At 59.2% G+C, this 15,705-nt stretch carries 16 protein-coding genes; 12 read left to right on the top strand and 4 right to left on the bottom strand.

Translation table 11 applies throughout. From position 1 onward, the window contains the following. Positions 1-177: 177 nt before the first annotated feature. The 7 genes from D8779_RS05610 to ggt all read left to right on the top strand — a co-directional run bounded on the left by D8779_RS05610 (position 178) and on the right by ggt (position 7,008). The gene (locus tag D8779_RS05610; RefSeq protein WP_136663460.1) at positions 178-1,620 is read left to right on the top strand and encodes a coniferyl aldehyde dehydrogenase; all 1,443 of its coding nucleotides are present in this window, start codon (positions 178-180) and stop codon (positions 1,618-1,620) included. Between the two features lie 60 nt (positions 1,621-1,680). Then, entirely contained in the window at positions 1,681-2,226 is a 546-nt protein-coding gene (locus D8779_RS05615) for a twin-arginine translocation pathway signal protein (RefSeq protein WP_136663461.1), read from the top strand. Positions 2,227-2,379: 153 nt separating this feature from the next. Continuing rightward, the gene (locus D8779_RS05620; RefSeq protein ID WP_136663462.1) at positions 2,380-3,972 is read left to right on the top strand and encodes a GMC family oxidoreductase; all 1,593 of its coding nucleotides are present in this window, start codon (positions 2,380-2,382) and stop codon (positions 3,970-3,972) included. Between the two features lie 19 nt (positions 3,973-3,991). Beyond that, positions 3,992-4,375: a phosphopantetheine adenylyltransferase gene (locus D8779_RS05625; protein ID WP_240789684.1), complete on the top strand. Its 384-nt coding sequence runs from the start codon at positions 3,992-3,994 to the stop codon at positions 4,373-4,375. Positions 4,376-4,453: 78 nt separating this feature from the next. After that, positions 4,454-4,933: a pantetheine-phosphate adenylyltransferase gene (gene coaD, locus D8779_RS05630; protein WP_136663463.1), complete on the top strand. Its 480-nt coding sequence runs from the start codon at positions 4,454-4,456 to the stop codon at positions 4,931-4,933. 114 nt (positions 4,934-5,047) lie between these two features. Continuing rightward, positions 5,048-5,299, top strand: coding sequence for a YfhL family 4Fe-4S dicluster ferredoxin (locus D8779_RS05635; protein ID WP_136663464.1), 252 nt, complete (start codon positions 5,048-5,050; stop codon positions 5,297-5,299). Further along, positions 5,296-7,008 (top strand): gamma-glutamyltransferase, encoded by a 1,713-nt coding sequence (gene ggt / locus D8779_RS05640; protein WP_136663465.1) that lies wholly within the window; start codon positions 5,296-5,298, stop codon positions 7,006-7,008. Before D8779_RS05635 ends, ggt begins: the two co-directional genes overlap by 4 nt. A gap of 82 nt (positions 7,009-7,090) precedes the next feature. Here the strand turns inward: ggt and D8779_RS05645 are convergent, their stop codons facing one another. The 4 genes from D8779_RS05645 to D8779_RS05660 all read right to left on the bottom strand — a co-directional run bounded on the left by D8779_RS05645 (position 7,091) and on the right by D8779_RS05660 (position 9,855). Further along, complete coding sequence (locus tag D8779_RS05645) at positions 7,091-7,429, bottom strand: multidrug transporter (protein WP_136663466.1); 339 nt, start codon at positions 7,427-7,429, stop codon at positions 7,091-7,093. A 76-nt stretch (positions 7,430-7,505) separates the two neighbouring features. Next, positions 7,506-8,084, bottom strand: coding sequence for a lysophospholipid acyltransferase family protein (locus D8779_RS05650; RefSeq protein ID WP_136663467.1), 579 nt, complete (start codon positions 8,082-8,084; stop codon positions 7,506-7,508). A gap of 76 nt (positions 8,085-8,160) precedes the next feature. Then, a complete protein-coding gene (gene mutM, locus D8779_RS05655; RefSeq protein ID WP_136663468.1) occupies positions 8,161-8,973 on the bottom strand; it encodes a bifunctional DNA-formamidopyrimidine glycosylase/DNA-(apurinic or apyrimidinic site) lyase in 813 nt (270 codons plus the stop codon). Positions 8,974-9,045: 72 nt separating this feature from the next. Continuing rightward, positions 9,046-9,855 (bottom strand): HDOD domain-containing protein, encoded by an 810-nt coding sequence (locus D8779_RS05660; protein WP_167492562.1) that lies wholly within the window; start codon positions 9,853-9,855, stop codon positions 9,046-9,048. Positions 9,856-10,037: 182 nt separating this feature from the next. Between D8779_RS05660 and D8779_RS05665 the strand changes: the two genes are divergently transcribed. From D8779_RS05665 to D8779_RS05685, 5 genes are all read left to right on the top strand, one after another. Then, a complete protein-coding gene (locus tag D8779_RS05665; protein ID WP_136663470.1) occupies positions 10,038-10,577 on the top strand; it encodes a type 1 glutamine amidotransferase domain-containing protein in 540 nt (179 codons plus the stop codon). Between the two features lie 77 nt (positions 10,578-10,654). Then, on the top strand, positions 10,655-11,851 hold the full coding sequence (locus tag D8779_RS05670; protein WP_136663471.1) for a class I SAM-dependent rRNA methyltransferase: 1,197 nt from the start codon (positions 10,655-10,657) through the stop codon (positions 11,849-11,851). A 277-nt stretch (positions 11,852-12,128) separates the two neighbouring features. Next, positions 12,129-13,247, top strand: coding sequence for an ABC transporter ATP-binding protein (locus tag D8779_RS05675; RefSeq protein WP_136663472.1), 1,119 nt, complete (start codon positions 12,129-12,131; stop codon positions 13,245-13,247). Between the two features lie 33 nt (positions 13,248-13,280). Further along, the gene (locus D8779_RS05680; protein ID WP_136663473.1) at positions 13,281-14,354 is read left to right on the top strand and encodes an ABC transporter substrate-binding protein; all 1,074 of its coding nucleotides are present in this window, start codon (positions 13,281-13,283) and stop codon (positions 14,352-14,354) included. A 115-nt stretch (positions 14,355-14,469) separates the two neighbouring features. Further along, positions 14,470-15,702 (top strand): ABC transporter permease, encoded by a 1,233-nt coding sequence (locus D8779_RS05685; protein ID WP_136663474.1) that lies wholly within the window; start codon positions 14,470-14,472, stop codon positions 15,700-15,702. Positions 15,703-15,705: the final 3 nt, after the last annotated feature.

A 15,705-nucleotide genomic window follows, 5' to 3' on the forward strand; every position in this document is an offset into this window, starting at 1 on the left:
GTGCTAGCCGAGCATGGCCCAACAACGCGCTAACGTTTCGTTGGGCTGCGCTCGTCGGCTGACTGCGTCATGCTATTTGACAGATTAGAGCAATTGCTCTAAAAATCCAGCACACCTTTTCTGCAGTGCGCGAGCTTGTTTGACGCACTGCATGCTGGAATGCCGAGGAGCAAGACCATGGTCGCCGATGTCACGTATCTGGAACAAAGCCTGCAAAACAGCCAACAACAGCTCAGCCAGTTGGAGAGCAGCTTTGCCCGGCAGCGCCAGGCATTCAAGGCCAACCCCATGCCCTCGGCCGAACAGCGCATCCAGTGGCTGAAAGCGCTCGCGCAACTGCTCAGCGATTCGCGCGAGCCGCTGGTCCAGGCGATTTCCCAGGACTTTAGTAACCGCAGCGCGGATGAAACCTTGCTTGCCGAGCTGATGCCCAGCCTGCACGGCATTCATTACGCAACCAAACGCATCAAAAAGTGGATGAAGCCGTCGCGGCGCAGCGTTGGCATGCAATTTATGCCCGCAGCCGCCAAGGTGATCTACCAGCCGCTGGGCGTGGTCGGGGTGATCGTGCCGTGGAACTACCCACTGTTTCTCGCCATTGGTCCGCTGGTAGGCGCGCTGTCTGCCGGCAACCGGGTCATGATTAAGATGAGTGAGTCGACCCCGGCCAGCTCGCTGCTGATCAAGGACCTGCTGGCCAAGGTCTTCCCCGAGGACCTGGTAAGTGTTGTGTTGGGCGAGGCAGAAGTCGGCATGGCTTTCTCCAAGTTGCCGTTCGATCACCTGCTGTTCACCGGTGCCACCAGCATCGGCAAGCACGTGATGCGCGCTGCGGCCGAGAACCTCACCCCGGTAACCCTGGAGCTGGGCGGCAAATCACCCGCCATCGTTTCCGCCGACGTGCCCTTAACCGATGCGGCTGAACGCATCGCGTTTGGCAAGACCATGAACGCCGGCCAGACCTGCGTCGCCCCAGATTACGTGCTGGTGCCGAAAGACCGCGTCGACGGTTTTGTCGAGGCCTACCGCAATGCCGTACAGGGTTTCTACCCAACGCTTGCGGATAACCCCGACTACACCGCCATCATCAACGAGCGCCAGCAGCAACGCCTCAACGGTTATTTGCAGGACGCCGAAAGCAAGGGCGCGACTGTCATCCCGCTATACCCCGCTGCCCAGGGCCGCCGCATGCCGTATGCCGTACTGCTGAATGTAACGGACGAGATGAAGGTGATGCAGGACGAGATTTTCGGTCCGCTGCTGCCGATCATCCCCTACGACACCCTGGAAAACGCCTTCGCCTTTATCAACGAGCGCGACCGGCCGCTGGCGCTGTACTACTTCGGTTACGACAAAAGCGAGCAACAGCGCGTGCTGGTCGAAACCCATTCTGGTGGCGTGTGCATTAACGACACCCTGCTGCACGTGGCCCAGGATGACATGCCGTTCGGCGGCATTGGCCCCTCCGGCATGGGCCACTACCACGGCCATGAAGGCTTCCTGACCTTCAGCAAGGCCAAGGGGGTGTTTATTAAACAGCGCTTCAATGCCGCCAAAATGATTTACCCGCCTTATGGCAAGGCGATCCAGAAACTGGTCTACAAATTTTTCGTTCGCTAACCCTCCCTGTAGGCGCGGGCACACCCCGCGCTTACGAACGCCTTTAGCGGTGATCACAGCATGCACGACAGCACTCTCGCAGCACCCGGCCTGTCACGGCGCGGCCTGCTTAAAATCGGCCTGATGGGCTCGGCCTTGCTTGCCACGGCCGGGCTTACCGCCAGCCTCAGCGGTTGCTCGGCCAGCACGCCAAAAGCCGGTTTTGCGGTGATCCGCGAATCCGACCTGGCCTTCCTGAACGCCTTGATTCCGGTGATGCTGGCCGGTGCGGTGACGCCCGAGAAAATGCCGCAAGCGGTGGCGGGCACCCTCACCAACCTCGATTACAGCCTTAATCACGTCTCGCCAGAACTGCTAAAGCTGACCGTGCAACTGTTCGACGTGCTGGCCATGCCGATCACCCGAGGCCCGCTGACCGGGGTCTGGGGCAGCTGGGAAACCGCAGCGCCCGCCGACGTGCAGGCCTTTCTCGAACGCTGGCAGAACAGCTCGATCGGTTTGCTGAAAATGGGCCACGCCTCTTTGCTCCAGCTGGTGATGATGAGCTGGTACAGCCGCACCGAATCCTGGGCGCACTGCGGCTACCCCGGCCCGCCTACAGTCTGACGGCTGGCTGCGCGTCGGCCAGGCGTTGTTGCAGATGCGCTCGGACTGCTCATTTACAACTCGTAAACTCCGCGTCCTCGCGCATCTGCGCCTAGCCTGGCTCTAGCTCGCTCAACCTTTTATGCAGCGCGATCATAAAAAAGAGAATCTGAAATGCCTGTACCCGATAGTTTTAAAGAGGGCCTGGCCCGTGGCTGGAAAACCTATAACGGCTCGCAGCTGGACGGCGACTTAACGCTTGAAGCGGACGTGGCCATCGTCGGTAGCGGCGCAGGGGGCGGCACCACCGCAGAAATTCTCAGCGCGGCGGGTTACAAGGTGCTGCTGATTGAAGAAGGCCCGCTAAAGACCAGCAGCGACTTTAAAATGCTCGAAGACCAGGCCTACGCCAGCCTCTACCAGGAAGGCATCGGTCGCATGAGCAAAGATGGCGCAATCACCATCATGCAGGGTCGGGCCGTCGGCGGCACCACGCTGATCAACTGGACCTCCAGCTTTCGCACACCCACGCCGACCTTGGAACACTGGGCCAAGGAGCATGGCGTTCAAGGCCATAGCGCCGAAGAAATGGCCCCCTGGTTTGCGCAGATGGAACAGCGCCTGGGCGTTGCCCCCTGGGCCGTCCCGCCCAACGCCAACAACGAAGTGATACGCACGGGCTGCGAAAAGCTCGGTTACGAGTGGCAAGTCATTCCACGCAACGTGCGCGGCTGCTGGAACCTCGGCTATTGCGGCATGGGCTGCCCGACCAACGCCAAGCAATCCATGCTGGTCACCACCATTCCGGCAACCCTGGAAAAAGGCGGTGAGTTGCTGTATCTGGCACGTGCCGAGCGTCTGTTGCTCGACGGTGACAAAGTCACTGGCATTGAATGTCTGGGCATGGACGAACGCAGCGTCGCGCCCAACGGCCGCAAAATAACGGTCAAGGCCAAGCATTATGTGCTCTCAGGTGGTGGCATAAACACGCCGGGCATTCTTCTGCGCTCAGGCGCTCCCGACCCGCATAAACGCACTGGCAAGCGCACTTACCTGCATTTGGTGAATTTCTCTGCCGCCCTCTTCGAGCAGGTGATCAACCCGTTCTACGGGGCGCCACAATCGATCTACTCCGACCACTTCCAGTGGGATGACGGCGCGGCAGGGCGTCTTTCTTACAAGCTGGAAGTACCCCCTCTACAACCGGCGCTGACCGCCACCCTGCTCGGCCGCTTCGGCATCGATAACGCCATGCGCATGGAGCAACTGCCCAACACCAACGTCATGCTGGCGCTGCTGCGCGACGGTTTCCACCCGGACAGCGCCGAAGGCAAAGTCGAGCTGCGCGGCGATGGCAGCCCGGTCCTTGATTACCAGATGACCGACTACACCTGGGACGGCGTACGCCGCGCCTTTCATACCATGGCAGAGGTTCAATTCGCCGCCGGTGCCAAGGCCGTACTGCCCTTGCACACCGACGCCGGCTACGTGAAGACGCTGAGTGAAGCCAAGCGCCTGATCGACAACCTGAGCCTGGAGCTGTACCGCACCCGCCTGGGCAGCGCCCACGTGATGGGCGGTTGCGCCATGGGTGAAGACCCGCAACTGGCCGTGACCGACAGTCTTGGCCGCCACCATCAGTTGGCAAACCTGTCGATTCATGACGGCTCGCTGTTCCCCACCAGTATCGGCGCCAACCCGCAGCTGTCGATCTATGGCCTGACGGCCAAGCTGGCCAGCCAATTGGCTGAGCGGCTGCACGCCTAGACCACCCAGGAGCCTGTCCATGCTGCAGAAAGTGGTTTCCGTGCTGCTGATCATCGCCGGCATCATTCACTTGCTGCCGCTCAGCGGCGTCTTAGGAGCTGAACGCCTGGCGCAACTCTACGGCCTGACCTTCCAGGAGCCCAACCTGCTTTTACTGATGCGCAGTCGCGCCGTGCTGTTTGGCCTGCTCGGCGCCTTGCTGGTCTACGCTGCGTTCCGCCCGGCACTGCAGCCCATCGCCCTGATCGGCGGACTGCTTAGCGTGCTGAGCTTTCTTTACTTGGCCTGGAGTACTCCCGGCTACAACGAGGCGCTACGCCGGGTTGTAATCGCCGACTGGGTGGCGCTGGCCTGCCTGGTGATCGCTGCCTTGCTGGTTTTTCTGGCCCGCAACAGAACCTGAGGCCAAACGCACCGACTTGGCCGCAGTGCCTTGCTGCGCTACCATCCGACTCCCCAACGGACCCGCCAGGACGTCACGATGAATCGAGTGTTATACCCAGGCACCTTCGACCCCATCACCAAGGGGCACGGCGACCTGGTCGAGCGTGCCGCACGGTTGTTCGACAGCGTGATCATCGCAGTCGCCGCCAGTCCAAAGAAAAACCCGTTATTCAGCCTGGAACAACGTGTGGCATTGGCTAAAGAAGTCACTCAACACCTGCCAAACGTTGAAGTCGTGGGCTTCTCCACGCTGCTTGCACACTTTGCCAAGGAGCAAGGTGCGAACGTATTTCTGCGCGGCCTGCGGGCGGTGTCCGACTTCGAGTACGAGTTCCAATTGGCCAATATGAACCGTCAATTGGCGCCGAACGTGGAAAGCCTGTTCCTCACCCCGTCGGAAAAATATTCCTTTATCTCCTCGACTCTGGTACGCGAAATAGCGGCGCTAGACGGTGATATTTCCAACTTCGTGCACCCGGCCGTGGCCGCCGCGCTGACCGAACGCTTCAAGCGCTGAGTCATTCGTGCCGGGCCGCGTGCATGCGCGGCCCTGATGCGGCACAATTTGTTGCATCGCCTCTATGCGCTTTTCAAGGCTGCAATCCCGTGTTGCAGCAGGAGTGGTTATTTCATGTCCCTGATCATCACCGACGATTGCATCAACTGCGACGTCTGCGAGCCTGAATGCCCCAACGCCGCCATCTCCCAAGGCGAAGAAATCTACGAGATCGACCCCAACCTGTGCACCGAATGCGTCGGCCACTATGACGAACCGCAATGCCAGCAGGTCTGCCCGGTTGATTGCATCCCGCTCGATGAGAACAATGTCGAAAGCAAGGATGACCTGATGCAGAAGTACCTGATCATTACCGGTAAAGCATGAGCGCCGGCCGTCTGAACCGCGGCTTTTCCTTCTGGCGCGCCCTTGCCGGTGCGCTTGCCCTACTCTGTGCCATTGAGCTGCAGGCGGCGGCACAGCCTCAGCGCATTGCTATTGCCACAGCGCATCCAGCGGCCACGGTTGCAGGCCAGGAAACTCTGGCTCTGGGTGGCAACGCCTTCGACGCGGCGATTGCCATCAGCGCGGCACTGGCCGTCGTTGAGCCTTATGGTTCAGGCCTCGGCGGTGGTGGTTTTTTCCTTCTGCGCGAAGCAGGCGACTCACCCAGCTACCGCTTTCTCGATGCACGCGAGCGTGCGCCACTGGCCGCTCACGCCGACCTGTACAAAGTCGATGGCGAGGTTCGTAAAGATCTTTCACTGAATGGCGCGCTGGCCGCAGCGATCCCCGGCTTGCCCGCCGCGCTGGTAGAGCTGGCCGAACGCTTCGGTCGCTTGCCCCTACGCGACTCGCTGGCACCGGCAATACGCTTGGCGCGCAGCGGCGTCAGTATCGACCGGGTTTACCGTGAACGCGCCGGTTGGCGCCTCGAAGCCATGCGCCAGGACGCGGAGACCGCGCGACTGTTCCTCGACAAAGGTGAAGTTCCCGAAGCATTTGGACTGTTGCGCCAGCCAGAGTTGGCCCACACGCTCGAACAACTCGGCGCGCAAGGCCACCGAGGCTTCTACACCGGAGCAGTGGCCAACAAGTTGGTCAGCGCGGTGCAAGCAGCCGGCGGCATCTGGTCACTCAAGGATCTGGCCGACTACCGCATCGTCGAGCGCCAGCCGCTGCGCGTTCAGCTTAACCAGGGTCGCGAGCTGATCAGCGCGCCACCGCCTTCAGCCGGTGGCCTGGCACTGGGGCAAAGCCTGCTGATGCTGCAAGCACTGCCCTGGCAAGAGGCTAACGCCGTACAGCGCACCCATTTGGTGGTCGAAACCCTGCGGCGTGCTTACCGTGATCGCGGCCTGCTGGGCGACCCCGACTTTGTCGCTAACCCCACCCAGCGACTGCTTGCCCCTGATTATCTAAAACAGCTGGCCAGCAGCATTGACCCGCAACACGCCACGTCGAGTGACAGCTTGCCACCTGCAGCGGCCTGGAAAGAGGGGGATCACACCACCCATTTCTCAGTACTCGACGCAGAAGGTAACGCGGTCGCCGCAACACTGTCGGTCAATCTGCCGTTCGGTGCAGCCTTTACCGTGCCCGGTACCGGGGTGCTGCTCAATAATGAGATGGATGACTTTGCAGCCGACATACAAGGCGCCAATGCCTACGGCCTAAGTGGTAGCCAGGCTAATAGCGTTGCCGCCGGCAAACGGCCGCTGTCGAGCATGAGCCCAAGCTTTATTGAAAGTGCCGAGGACTTCGCCAGTTTTGGCACCCCAGGCGGCAGCCGTATACCCAGCATGGTCCTGCTGGCGATGCTGCAGTATCTGGATCAACAGCCGATTGAGCGCTGGCCCAGTGTCGGGCGCTATCACCACCAATTTCGCCCAGACCAGATCGAGCATGAACCGCAGACCTTCAGCGCTGCAGAAATCTCCGCACTAGAAGCATTAGGGCATCAATTGAAGTCGACAGGCAGGCAGTACGGCAATCAGCAGGTGCTGCTCTGGAACAAGCAAGATGGGAAGGTCGAAGCAGCAAGCGACCCACGCGGCATAGGCACTGCGGTGGTCACGCCTGTCATAACGCGATAACTCGTATTACAGGGTTCATCAGAGCGCAGAACCCCACAGGGCTGCCCAGCCAAAATCGCGGCAGCCCGGAAGCAGAAAGCTATTAGTTCTGCTTATAACCGCTGGTCGTGCAGCCTAGGCAGCGTACAAAGGCCTCTTTGCCGGGCTCAACGACCAATGCACGGCCAGCCTCGCCAATATTCCCACCTGCTGCGGTGAACGGCAGACTCACCACGAATGCCACTGCACCGATGGCGGTTGCGCCGATCAACAGTGGGCGCGCGATGAGCAGATCACCAATCATCGAAAATGCCTTAGGTGCATTCGCCGTATAAAGCGGGTCGCCGCTGGTGTTCTGCTGCGCCACGTCAGCAAGGGCTGGCAGCGCCAGCAGGCCAGTGGTCAGCGCCAGTGCAGCAGCGGTCGAGCGGAACAGTTTCATGGGGCGATCCTTCAGCTATTAGGAGGCAGTAAGACTAACTATAACAGCGCATTGATAATTGTCAGCGTGACGGCCGTCAATCGCCACGAAAGGCATATTCAGGTTTTTTCGGGATATAGGGCCGGAAAAACGCCAGAATCGCCTTGAGGTCAGCCACTTCATCTCCCGTCGGCATAAATGTCGGCCCGATCAATAGCCGTTTTTTCGGGTAATCCAACGCACCCAGAACGATCGGCACACCCGCCCCAAGAGCGATGTGATAGAAGCCCATTTTCCAGCGCTCGACCTTCTTGCGCGTGCCCTCCGGCGAGAGAATCAGCATGAACTGCTCATGCTCGCTAAAAGCGCGCACCGCCTGCTCCACGGTATTGCCCTGACGCTCACGATGAATCGGGATACCGCCCCAGGCGCGCATCAGCCCGCCAAAGGGCCAGTTAAAGATGGTGTGCTTACCAAACCAGCGGGCATTCAGGCGCAGAACGAACTTCAGTGCAATAAAGATCACAAAGTCCCAATTAGAGGTGTGATGCGCACCAATCACGACAAATTTGTCGAGCTTCGGCAGCTCACCCTCAATGCGCCAACCCATCAGTTTCAGCGCCACGCGCCCCACCCATTCAGCCAGCGGGTTACGGGGCAGATAGTTACCGGACATCAATACCTCGGCCTTTCTTATTGTTGTGCATACCTTGCTGGTAGCAGGCTCCAGCCATTAACTCAGTCATCGCGACCTAACGCTGGCAGCGCGGGCAATAAACGCTGGCGCGCTGGCCCAGCTTGACCTCACGCAACGTGCTGCCGCAGAGCTTACAAAACTCGCCGCCGCGTCCGTAAACGAACAGCTCTTGCTGAAAATATCCGGGCTGGCCGTCGCCGCCGACGAAGTCGCGCAACGTGGTACCGCCCCGCTCAATGGCGTGGGCAAGAATGCGTTTGATCTCGCTCGCCAGCTTTAGATAGCGCGCCCGCGACAACGAACCGGCCTCGCGACGCGGATCAATGCCGGCGGCAAACAGCGCCTCCGTCGCATAGATATTGCCAACCCCGACCACGACGGCGTTATCCATGATGAACGGTTTAACCGCCATCACCCGGCCACGGGACTGTTGAAATAAACGCTCGCCATCGAACAAATCGGTCAAAGGCTCCGGCCCCAGCTTGCTGAGTAGCACGTGGTTCAGGGGTTCCGCGCTCCAGAGCAGCGCGCCGAAGCGGCGCGGGTCGGTGTAACGCAGGGCCAGGCCAGACTCCAACACGATATCCACATGCTCATGCTTGGCAGCGGGCAAGCCCGCCTCGACCAGACGCAAGCTGCCGGACATGCCCAGATGGCTGATCAAGCTGCCGGTTTCAGCCTTGATCAGCAGGTACTTGGCGCGCCGCTCAACGCATTCGATCCGCTGCCCGGACAACTGAATATCCAAGTCTTCCGGGATCGGCCAACGCAAACGCCGCTCACGGACGATCACGCGACTGACGCGCTGGCCTTCAAGGTACGGCGCGATGCCACGGCGGGTGGTTTCTACTTCAGGGAGTTCGGGCATAGCAGCAAATCAGGCAGGAATCGGACGGGCACTCACCTTAGCAGGAATGCCCAAGAGCGACGATATGCGTGATTACGCGCCCATATCGCGAATGCTCTCGCGCAGGTTCTCGAAGTCGTACTCAGACAAGCCGACATACTCCAGAACCAACCGCTCAATACTCTGCCACTCATGGTCATCCGGCTGATTGCCCAGCACCTGATGACTGGCACAGATGTGTTCAGCCATTTTCAGAATCGCCAACAGGGTTTTCAGCTGCGCGTCACGACTGGAATCTTCGGTGAAAATCGCCAACGCATTGTGGTGGCTGGCAATCGCTTCACACAGGTGCAACGGCAGATTCCACGACTTGGCGGTGAAATAACCGACTACCGCATGGTTGGTATTGAGTAAGCGATTCTCAGTGTCCACCACACGGCGCTCGTCGGTGGCATTGGCGTAGGCCTCTTCCAGCACCACCATATAATTGGGGAAGCGCTTGATCATCAGCGGGATGCCACAGTTGTGAAACAACCCAAGGGTGTACGCCTCATCCGGCGAGTGATAACCGATGCGTTTGGCCAGGGTCAGGCAGGTCATGGCCACGTCCTGAGCGGTGTCCCAAAAACGGTTGAGGGTGACAATCGCCTCATCCGTCAATTCACCACGAATCGACTGCGCATTGATCAGGTTGATCACCGTATTGCAGCCCAGCAGGTTGACCGCCTGCTGAATCGAAGCAATGCGGTTAGCCAGGCCAAAAAACGGCGAGTTCACCACCTTCAACAGCGTCCCGGATAGGCCGGGGTCTTGGCTGATCAGCTTGGCGATGGCGCGCAGGTCCGGGTTGGGCATGACCTGCTCCATCTGCAAATCCACCATGATCTGCGGCTGCGGCGGCACACTGATGCCCTGCAGCACTTGCTGGATATATTCGGCAGAGAGTTCTTGAGCCATGACCTGAATTCATACGTGGAGGTGCTCAACAGTCTAACGGTCGCCGACCGTCCCGCAACTTTAGTTTCGGTGAACTTTTGTAGTGGCTGCGCCTTCGAATCTGAACACCCACGAACAAGGAGAACGACATGACGCCCTCCCTCAAAGGTAAACACATCGCACTGCTAGTAACCGACGGATTCGAACAAGTTGAGCTGACCGGCCCTAAAGAAGCACTGGAAAAGCTCGGGGCAACTGTCGATATTCTGTCCGACACCATTGATACCGTGCGCGGCTGGCACCACGACAAACCCGCTGACGCGTTTAAAGTCAGCAAGACTTTCGAGGTCGCCAGAATCAATGATTACGACGCAGTGATACTGCCCGGCGGGGTCATGAACGCTGATCAGATCCGCAGCATCCCGCGGGCTCAAGAACTGGTTAAACAGGCTGCCGCGCAGGAGAAACCCATTGCGGTTATTTGCCACGGCGCCTGGCTGCTGGTATCCGCTGGCCTCGTCAAAGGTCGAACTTTGACCAGCTGGAACTCGCTGAAAGATGACATTAGCAATGCCGGCGGGCATTGGATCGATAAGGCGGTGGTCAAAGATGGCAACTTAATCAGCAGCCGTAAACCGGATGATCTGCCCGCATTTAATCGTCAGTTGATCGAGTTGCTCGCTGCTTAACCGCTGCCGCCCAGGCGCCCCAGCGAAGGCTGCGTCGCCTGGGCTATAATTCCGCTCTTTTCTGCGGAGTACCCACGATGTCCTTGCCTAGCTTGCGCCTTAAAGCCAACGCCGATCGACGCCTGCGCGCCGGCCACCTGTGGGTTTACAGCAACGAAATCGACGTTGCCGCCACCCCGCTCGGTGGTTTCGCCGCCGGAGACCAAGCGATTCTCGAAGCGGCGGGCGGCAAGCCGTTGGGCGTCGTGGCGATGAGCCCGAACAACCTGATCTGTGCACGCCTGCTGTCGCGTGATGTCAAACACGTACTGGACAAATCCTTGCTGGTGCACCGCATCAATGTGGCTCTGTCGCTGCGTGAGCGCCTGTTCGATAAACCCTGCTACCGCTTGGTATTCGGCGACTCCGACCTGCTGCCGGGGCTGGTGGTCGACCGTTTCTTCGACATCCTCGTGGTCCAGCTGGCTTCCGCCACCATGGAACAGCACAAAGAAGACGTACTCGCTGCGCTGATTCAGGTGTGCAAGCCCAGCGGCATCCTGCTCAAGAATGATTCCGCCGCGCGTGACGCCGAAGGTTTACCACGCTATGTCGAAACCCCTTTCGGTGTAGTGCCGGAATGGGTCGCCCTGGAAGAAAACGGCGTGAAGTTCGAGGCTCCGGTCATCGAAGGGCAAAAGACCGGCTGGTTCTACGACCACCGCATGAACCGTGCGCGTATAGCCCCTTACGTCAAAGGCAAACGCGTACTCGACCTGTTCAGCTATATCGGCGGTTGGGGCGTGCAAGCCGCAGCGTTCGGTGCCAGCGACGTGATGTGTGTGGACGCCTCAAGCTTCGCTCTCGATGGGGTTGAGCGCAACGCCGCGTTGAACGGCCTGACCGATAAAGTCGCTTGTGTTGAAGGTGATGTGTTCGAAGCCCTCAAGCAGCTGAAAGCCTCGGAAGAGCGCTTCGACGTAATCGTCGCCGACCCGCCGGCGTTTATTAAGCGCAAAAAAGACCAGAAAAACGGTGAAGGTGCGTACCGTCGCCTCAACGAACAGGCCATGCGCCTGCTCAACAAGGACGGCATCCTGATCAGCGCCAGCTGCTCCATGCACTTGGAAGAGGACAACCTGCAGAACATCCTGCTGACCAGCGCACGCCACCTAGACCGCAATATGCAATTGCTTGAACGCGGCAGCCAGGGCCCGGATCACCCAGTGCACCCAGCCATTGCTGAAACCCGCTATATCAAGAGCCTGACCGTGCGCTTACTGCCCAACAGTTGAGCACCACGCACCTGTCGAGTGCGTCTCGGCAGGTGCTTCTTTCTCTCCCGCGTTGTTACCACTCCCCACACTCGCCTGGCGCAACCCCACGCCTGGGCTAGGCTTAGACCCCAGCACCGCCGCGCTCGCGCTGCTCTGACGGCGTACTGGCACAGTGCTTGCGTAACTTGAACATTCAAACAAGTACCCGTCGAATCATAAAAGCGGGCCGGCGAATTCAAGCATTCAGATAGCGGCCACAAGCGGCTGTCTGTTCAGAGCACATTTGGGGAGGGGTATGGCTGACCTGGCTGGGGACACACCGTTCCTGCAATTCACTAACGTCAAGAAAACCTACGATCACAAGAACCTGGTGGTCAAAGACTTCAACCTGGATGTGGCCAAGGGCGAGTTCATAACCCTGCTTGGTCCTTCCGGCTCCGGTAAAACCACCTGCCTGATGATGCTCGCCGGATTTGAGGATGTAACCAGCGGCGAAATCCTGATCAACGGCCGCTCGGTCACCAGCATCGCGCCCTACGAGCGCAATATCGGCATGGTGTTCCAGCAGTACGCGCTGTTCCCGCATATGACCCTGCGCGAGAACCTGGCTTACCCGTTGAAAATCCGCAAGCAGCCCAAAGACGTGATCAACGCCAAGGTCGATGAGTACCTGTCGCTGGTTGAGTTGCTGGATTTCGGCAACCGTTTCCCCGGGCAACTCTCGGGCGGCCAGCGCCAACGTGTGGCCCTGGCTCGCGCGCTGATCTTTGCCCCCGATATCGTGCTGATGGACGAACCCCTCGGTGCGCTCGATAAGAAACTGCGCGAACAGATGCAGTTCGAGATCAAGCGCCTGCATGAGCAGCTCGGCTTCACCGTGATCTACGTGACTCACGATCAAACTGAAGCCCTGACCATGAGTGATCGGATTGCCGTATTCGAAAGCGGCATCGTTCAGCAGTGCGCGCCGCCCAATGTGCTCTACGAGCGCCCGGCTAACCTGTTCGTCGCCGACTTTATTGGCGAGAGCAACAAACTCAAGGGTGTGATCGAAAGCGTCGGCGAGGACACCGTCGAGGTGCGCCTAGAAGATGGCAGCTTAATCAACGCGCAAAAAGCCAACTGCACACAAGTCGGCCTGCCGACCACCGTGTCAATTCGCCCGGAAAAACTCAGCTTTACCGAGCGCCTTGGCAGCACCGGCAATCAGGTCATGGCGCGCTTCGTCACCCGGCATTACGTCGGCGAATACATTCGCTACCACTTCGAAACCGCTGACGGTACCGAACTGGTGGTGAAAAACATGAATGACAGTTCTGCACCGCAACTCAGCGCCAAGGATGAAGTCGCCCTAGCCTGGCTACCGCAAGACAGCCAGGCCTTGGACCGACCGGATGTTCCCCAGGCGCTCTAATAACCCTAAGACTAAAAAGCAATGGAGCACAGCATGGCTAGAACACTGACCACCCGCTTTTCCACATTCGCTTTAGCTGCCGCGCTAGGCACGGCAAGTTTTGCCGCCAGCGCCGAGGAAACTCTCACGGTAGTGTCATGGGGTGGTGCCTATGGCGCAGCCCAGCAAAAGCACGTGATTGACCCTTTCCAGAAAGACACCGGCAACAAGGTACTGTTCGAGGACTACACCGGCGGTGTGGCCGAGATCAAAGCCCAGGTCGAGTCCGGCAACATCCAGTGGGACGTGGTCGACTTCGAAGTAATCGACCTTGAACGCGCCTGCTCCGAAGGGCTGCTAGAAACCCTGGATCACAGCGTTCTGCCCGCCGGCATCGACGGCGTAGCCGCCGACAAAGACTTTATCCCCGAAGCCCTGTCCAGCGACTGCGCGGTTGGCAATATCGTTTGGTCGGTGGTTTTCGCCTATAACGAGAAAACCATCGGCGACACCAAGGCCGCCAGCATCACTGATTTCTTCGATACCCAGAAAATTGCCGGCAAGCGCGCTCTCCGCAAACGCCCTCAGGTCAACATGGAATGGGCGCTGCTGGCTGATGGCGTAAAACCGGCTGACGTTTATGAAGTACTGGCCACTCCAGAAGGTCAAGCCCGTGCGTTTGCCAAACTGGACACCATCAAGCAGGACATCGTCTGGTTTGATTCCTGGTCCCAGGCGCCGCAACTGCTGAACGACGGCGGTGCGGTACTGGTGCAATCGGCTAACGGCCGTTTCTATGACGCCATCCGCCAAGAGAAGAAGCCTTTTGTCATCGTCTGGGACGGTCACGTCTACGACCTCGATGCCTGGGCCATCGTCAAAGGCTCGAAGAAGAAAGACCTGGCTATGAAGTTCATCGCCTACGCCACCGGCTCCAAGCCGCTGGCCGGCATGCCGGACGTGGCCTACGGCCCGACTCGCAAGTCGTCCATGCCGTTGGCCGATAAAAGCGCCGCACCACACCTGCCTACCGCTCACCTGAGCAAAGGCATCCAGGCCGGTTCGGACTTCTGGGCTGACTACGGTGAATCCCTCGGAGAAAAATTCAACGAGTGGCTGCTGAAGTAACTACGTAGGGTGGGTTAGCCGAAGGCGTAACCCACCACACCAACCGCTGTTACCTGTGGTCTTGATGGTGGGTTACGCCGCTGCGCGGCTAACCCACCCTACACGGAGTCATGTCTTGTCCTCTCTCACCAGCATCGAAGCCAGTCAAGCCGCCAGTGGGCGACGCAAGAAACGCCTGACCGCGTTTATGTTTGTGCTGCCGTTGCTGATATTCATCATGCTGAGCTTCGTTGCCCCCATCGCCAGCATGCTCTGGCGCAGTGTCCATCACCCGACGGTGGCCACCCTAATTCCGCTGACCCTAAGCGAGCTACAACGCTGGGACGGCAAAACGGTTCCCGATCAGCAAACGTTGAGCGTATTTACCCAGGAGCTGCACGACCTGGCCAAACAACGCCAGTCCGGCAAGCTAGCCGAAGAGATCAACCGTGCCACGGCTGGCATGTCCAGCGTGGTCAAATCCACCGCCCGAAAAATCTCACGCCTGAATGCCGAGCAACTCACGCAACAAGGCGCTGAGACCCTGCTCAAAGCGCATCGCAAGTGGAGCGACCCGGCCATCTGGTATGCCATCCAGCGCGCGGGCAAGCTTTACACCTATGACTACTACCTGACCGCGCTCGACCTTGAACTAGACCCAGAGCAAGGCATTCAGGTGCGTGAGGACACGCAGATTTATGTCCAGCTCTACACCAAGACCCTGAGCATGGCGCTGGTGATCACGCTGTTCTGCGCTCTACTTGGCTATCCACTGGCGTACTACCTGGCCAACCTGCCGGAAAATCGCGCCAATTTGATGCTGGTGCTGGTGCTGCTGCCGTTCTGGACATCACTGCTGGTACGCACCACGGCCTGGATCGCGTTATTGCAGACCAACGGCGTGATCAACTCGTTTCTACTGAGTGTGGGTATTGTCGATCAGCCTATCGAGATGCTCTACACCTCGTTCGCCACGGTGGTGGCGATGACGCATATCCTGCTGCCGTTCATGATTTTGCCGCTGTACAGCGTGATGCGTGGCATCGACCCCAGCTACCTGCGCGCCGCTTTGTCGCTGGGCGCTCGGCCGATTCCAGCGTTCGCCCGCATTTATTTCCCGATGACCCTACCGGGCCTGAGTGCGGGCGCCCTGCTGGTGTTCATTATCTCTGTGGGCTACTACATCACCCCGGCGTTAGTCGGCGGCACCGATGGGCAGATGATCAGCAACATCATCGCCTTCCATATGCAGCGTTCGAACAACTGGGAACTAGCCGCCGCGCTTGGCTCCTTGCTGCTCGCGCTGATCCTGCTGCTGTACTGGCTGTACGACCGCTTTGTCGGCGCCAGCAATATCAAACTGGGATGAGCT

The organism is Pseudomonas leptonychotis (genome assembly GCF_004920405.1).
Lineage (GTDB): Bacteria > Pseudomonadota > Gammaproteobacteria > Pseudomonadales > Pseudomonadaceae > Aquipseudomonas > Aquipseudomonas leptonychotis.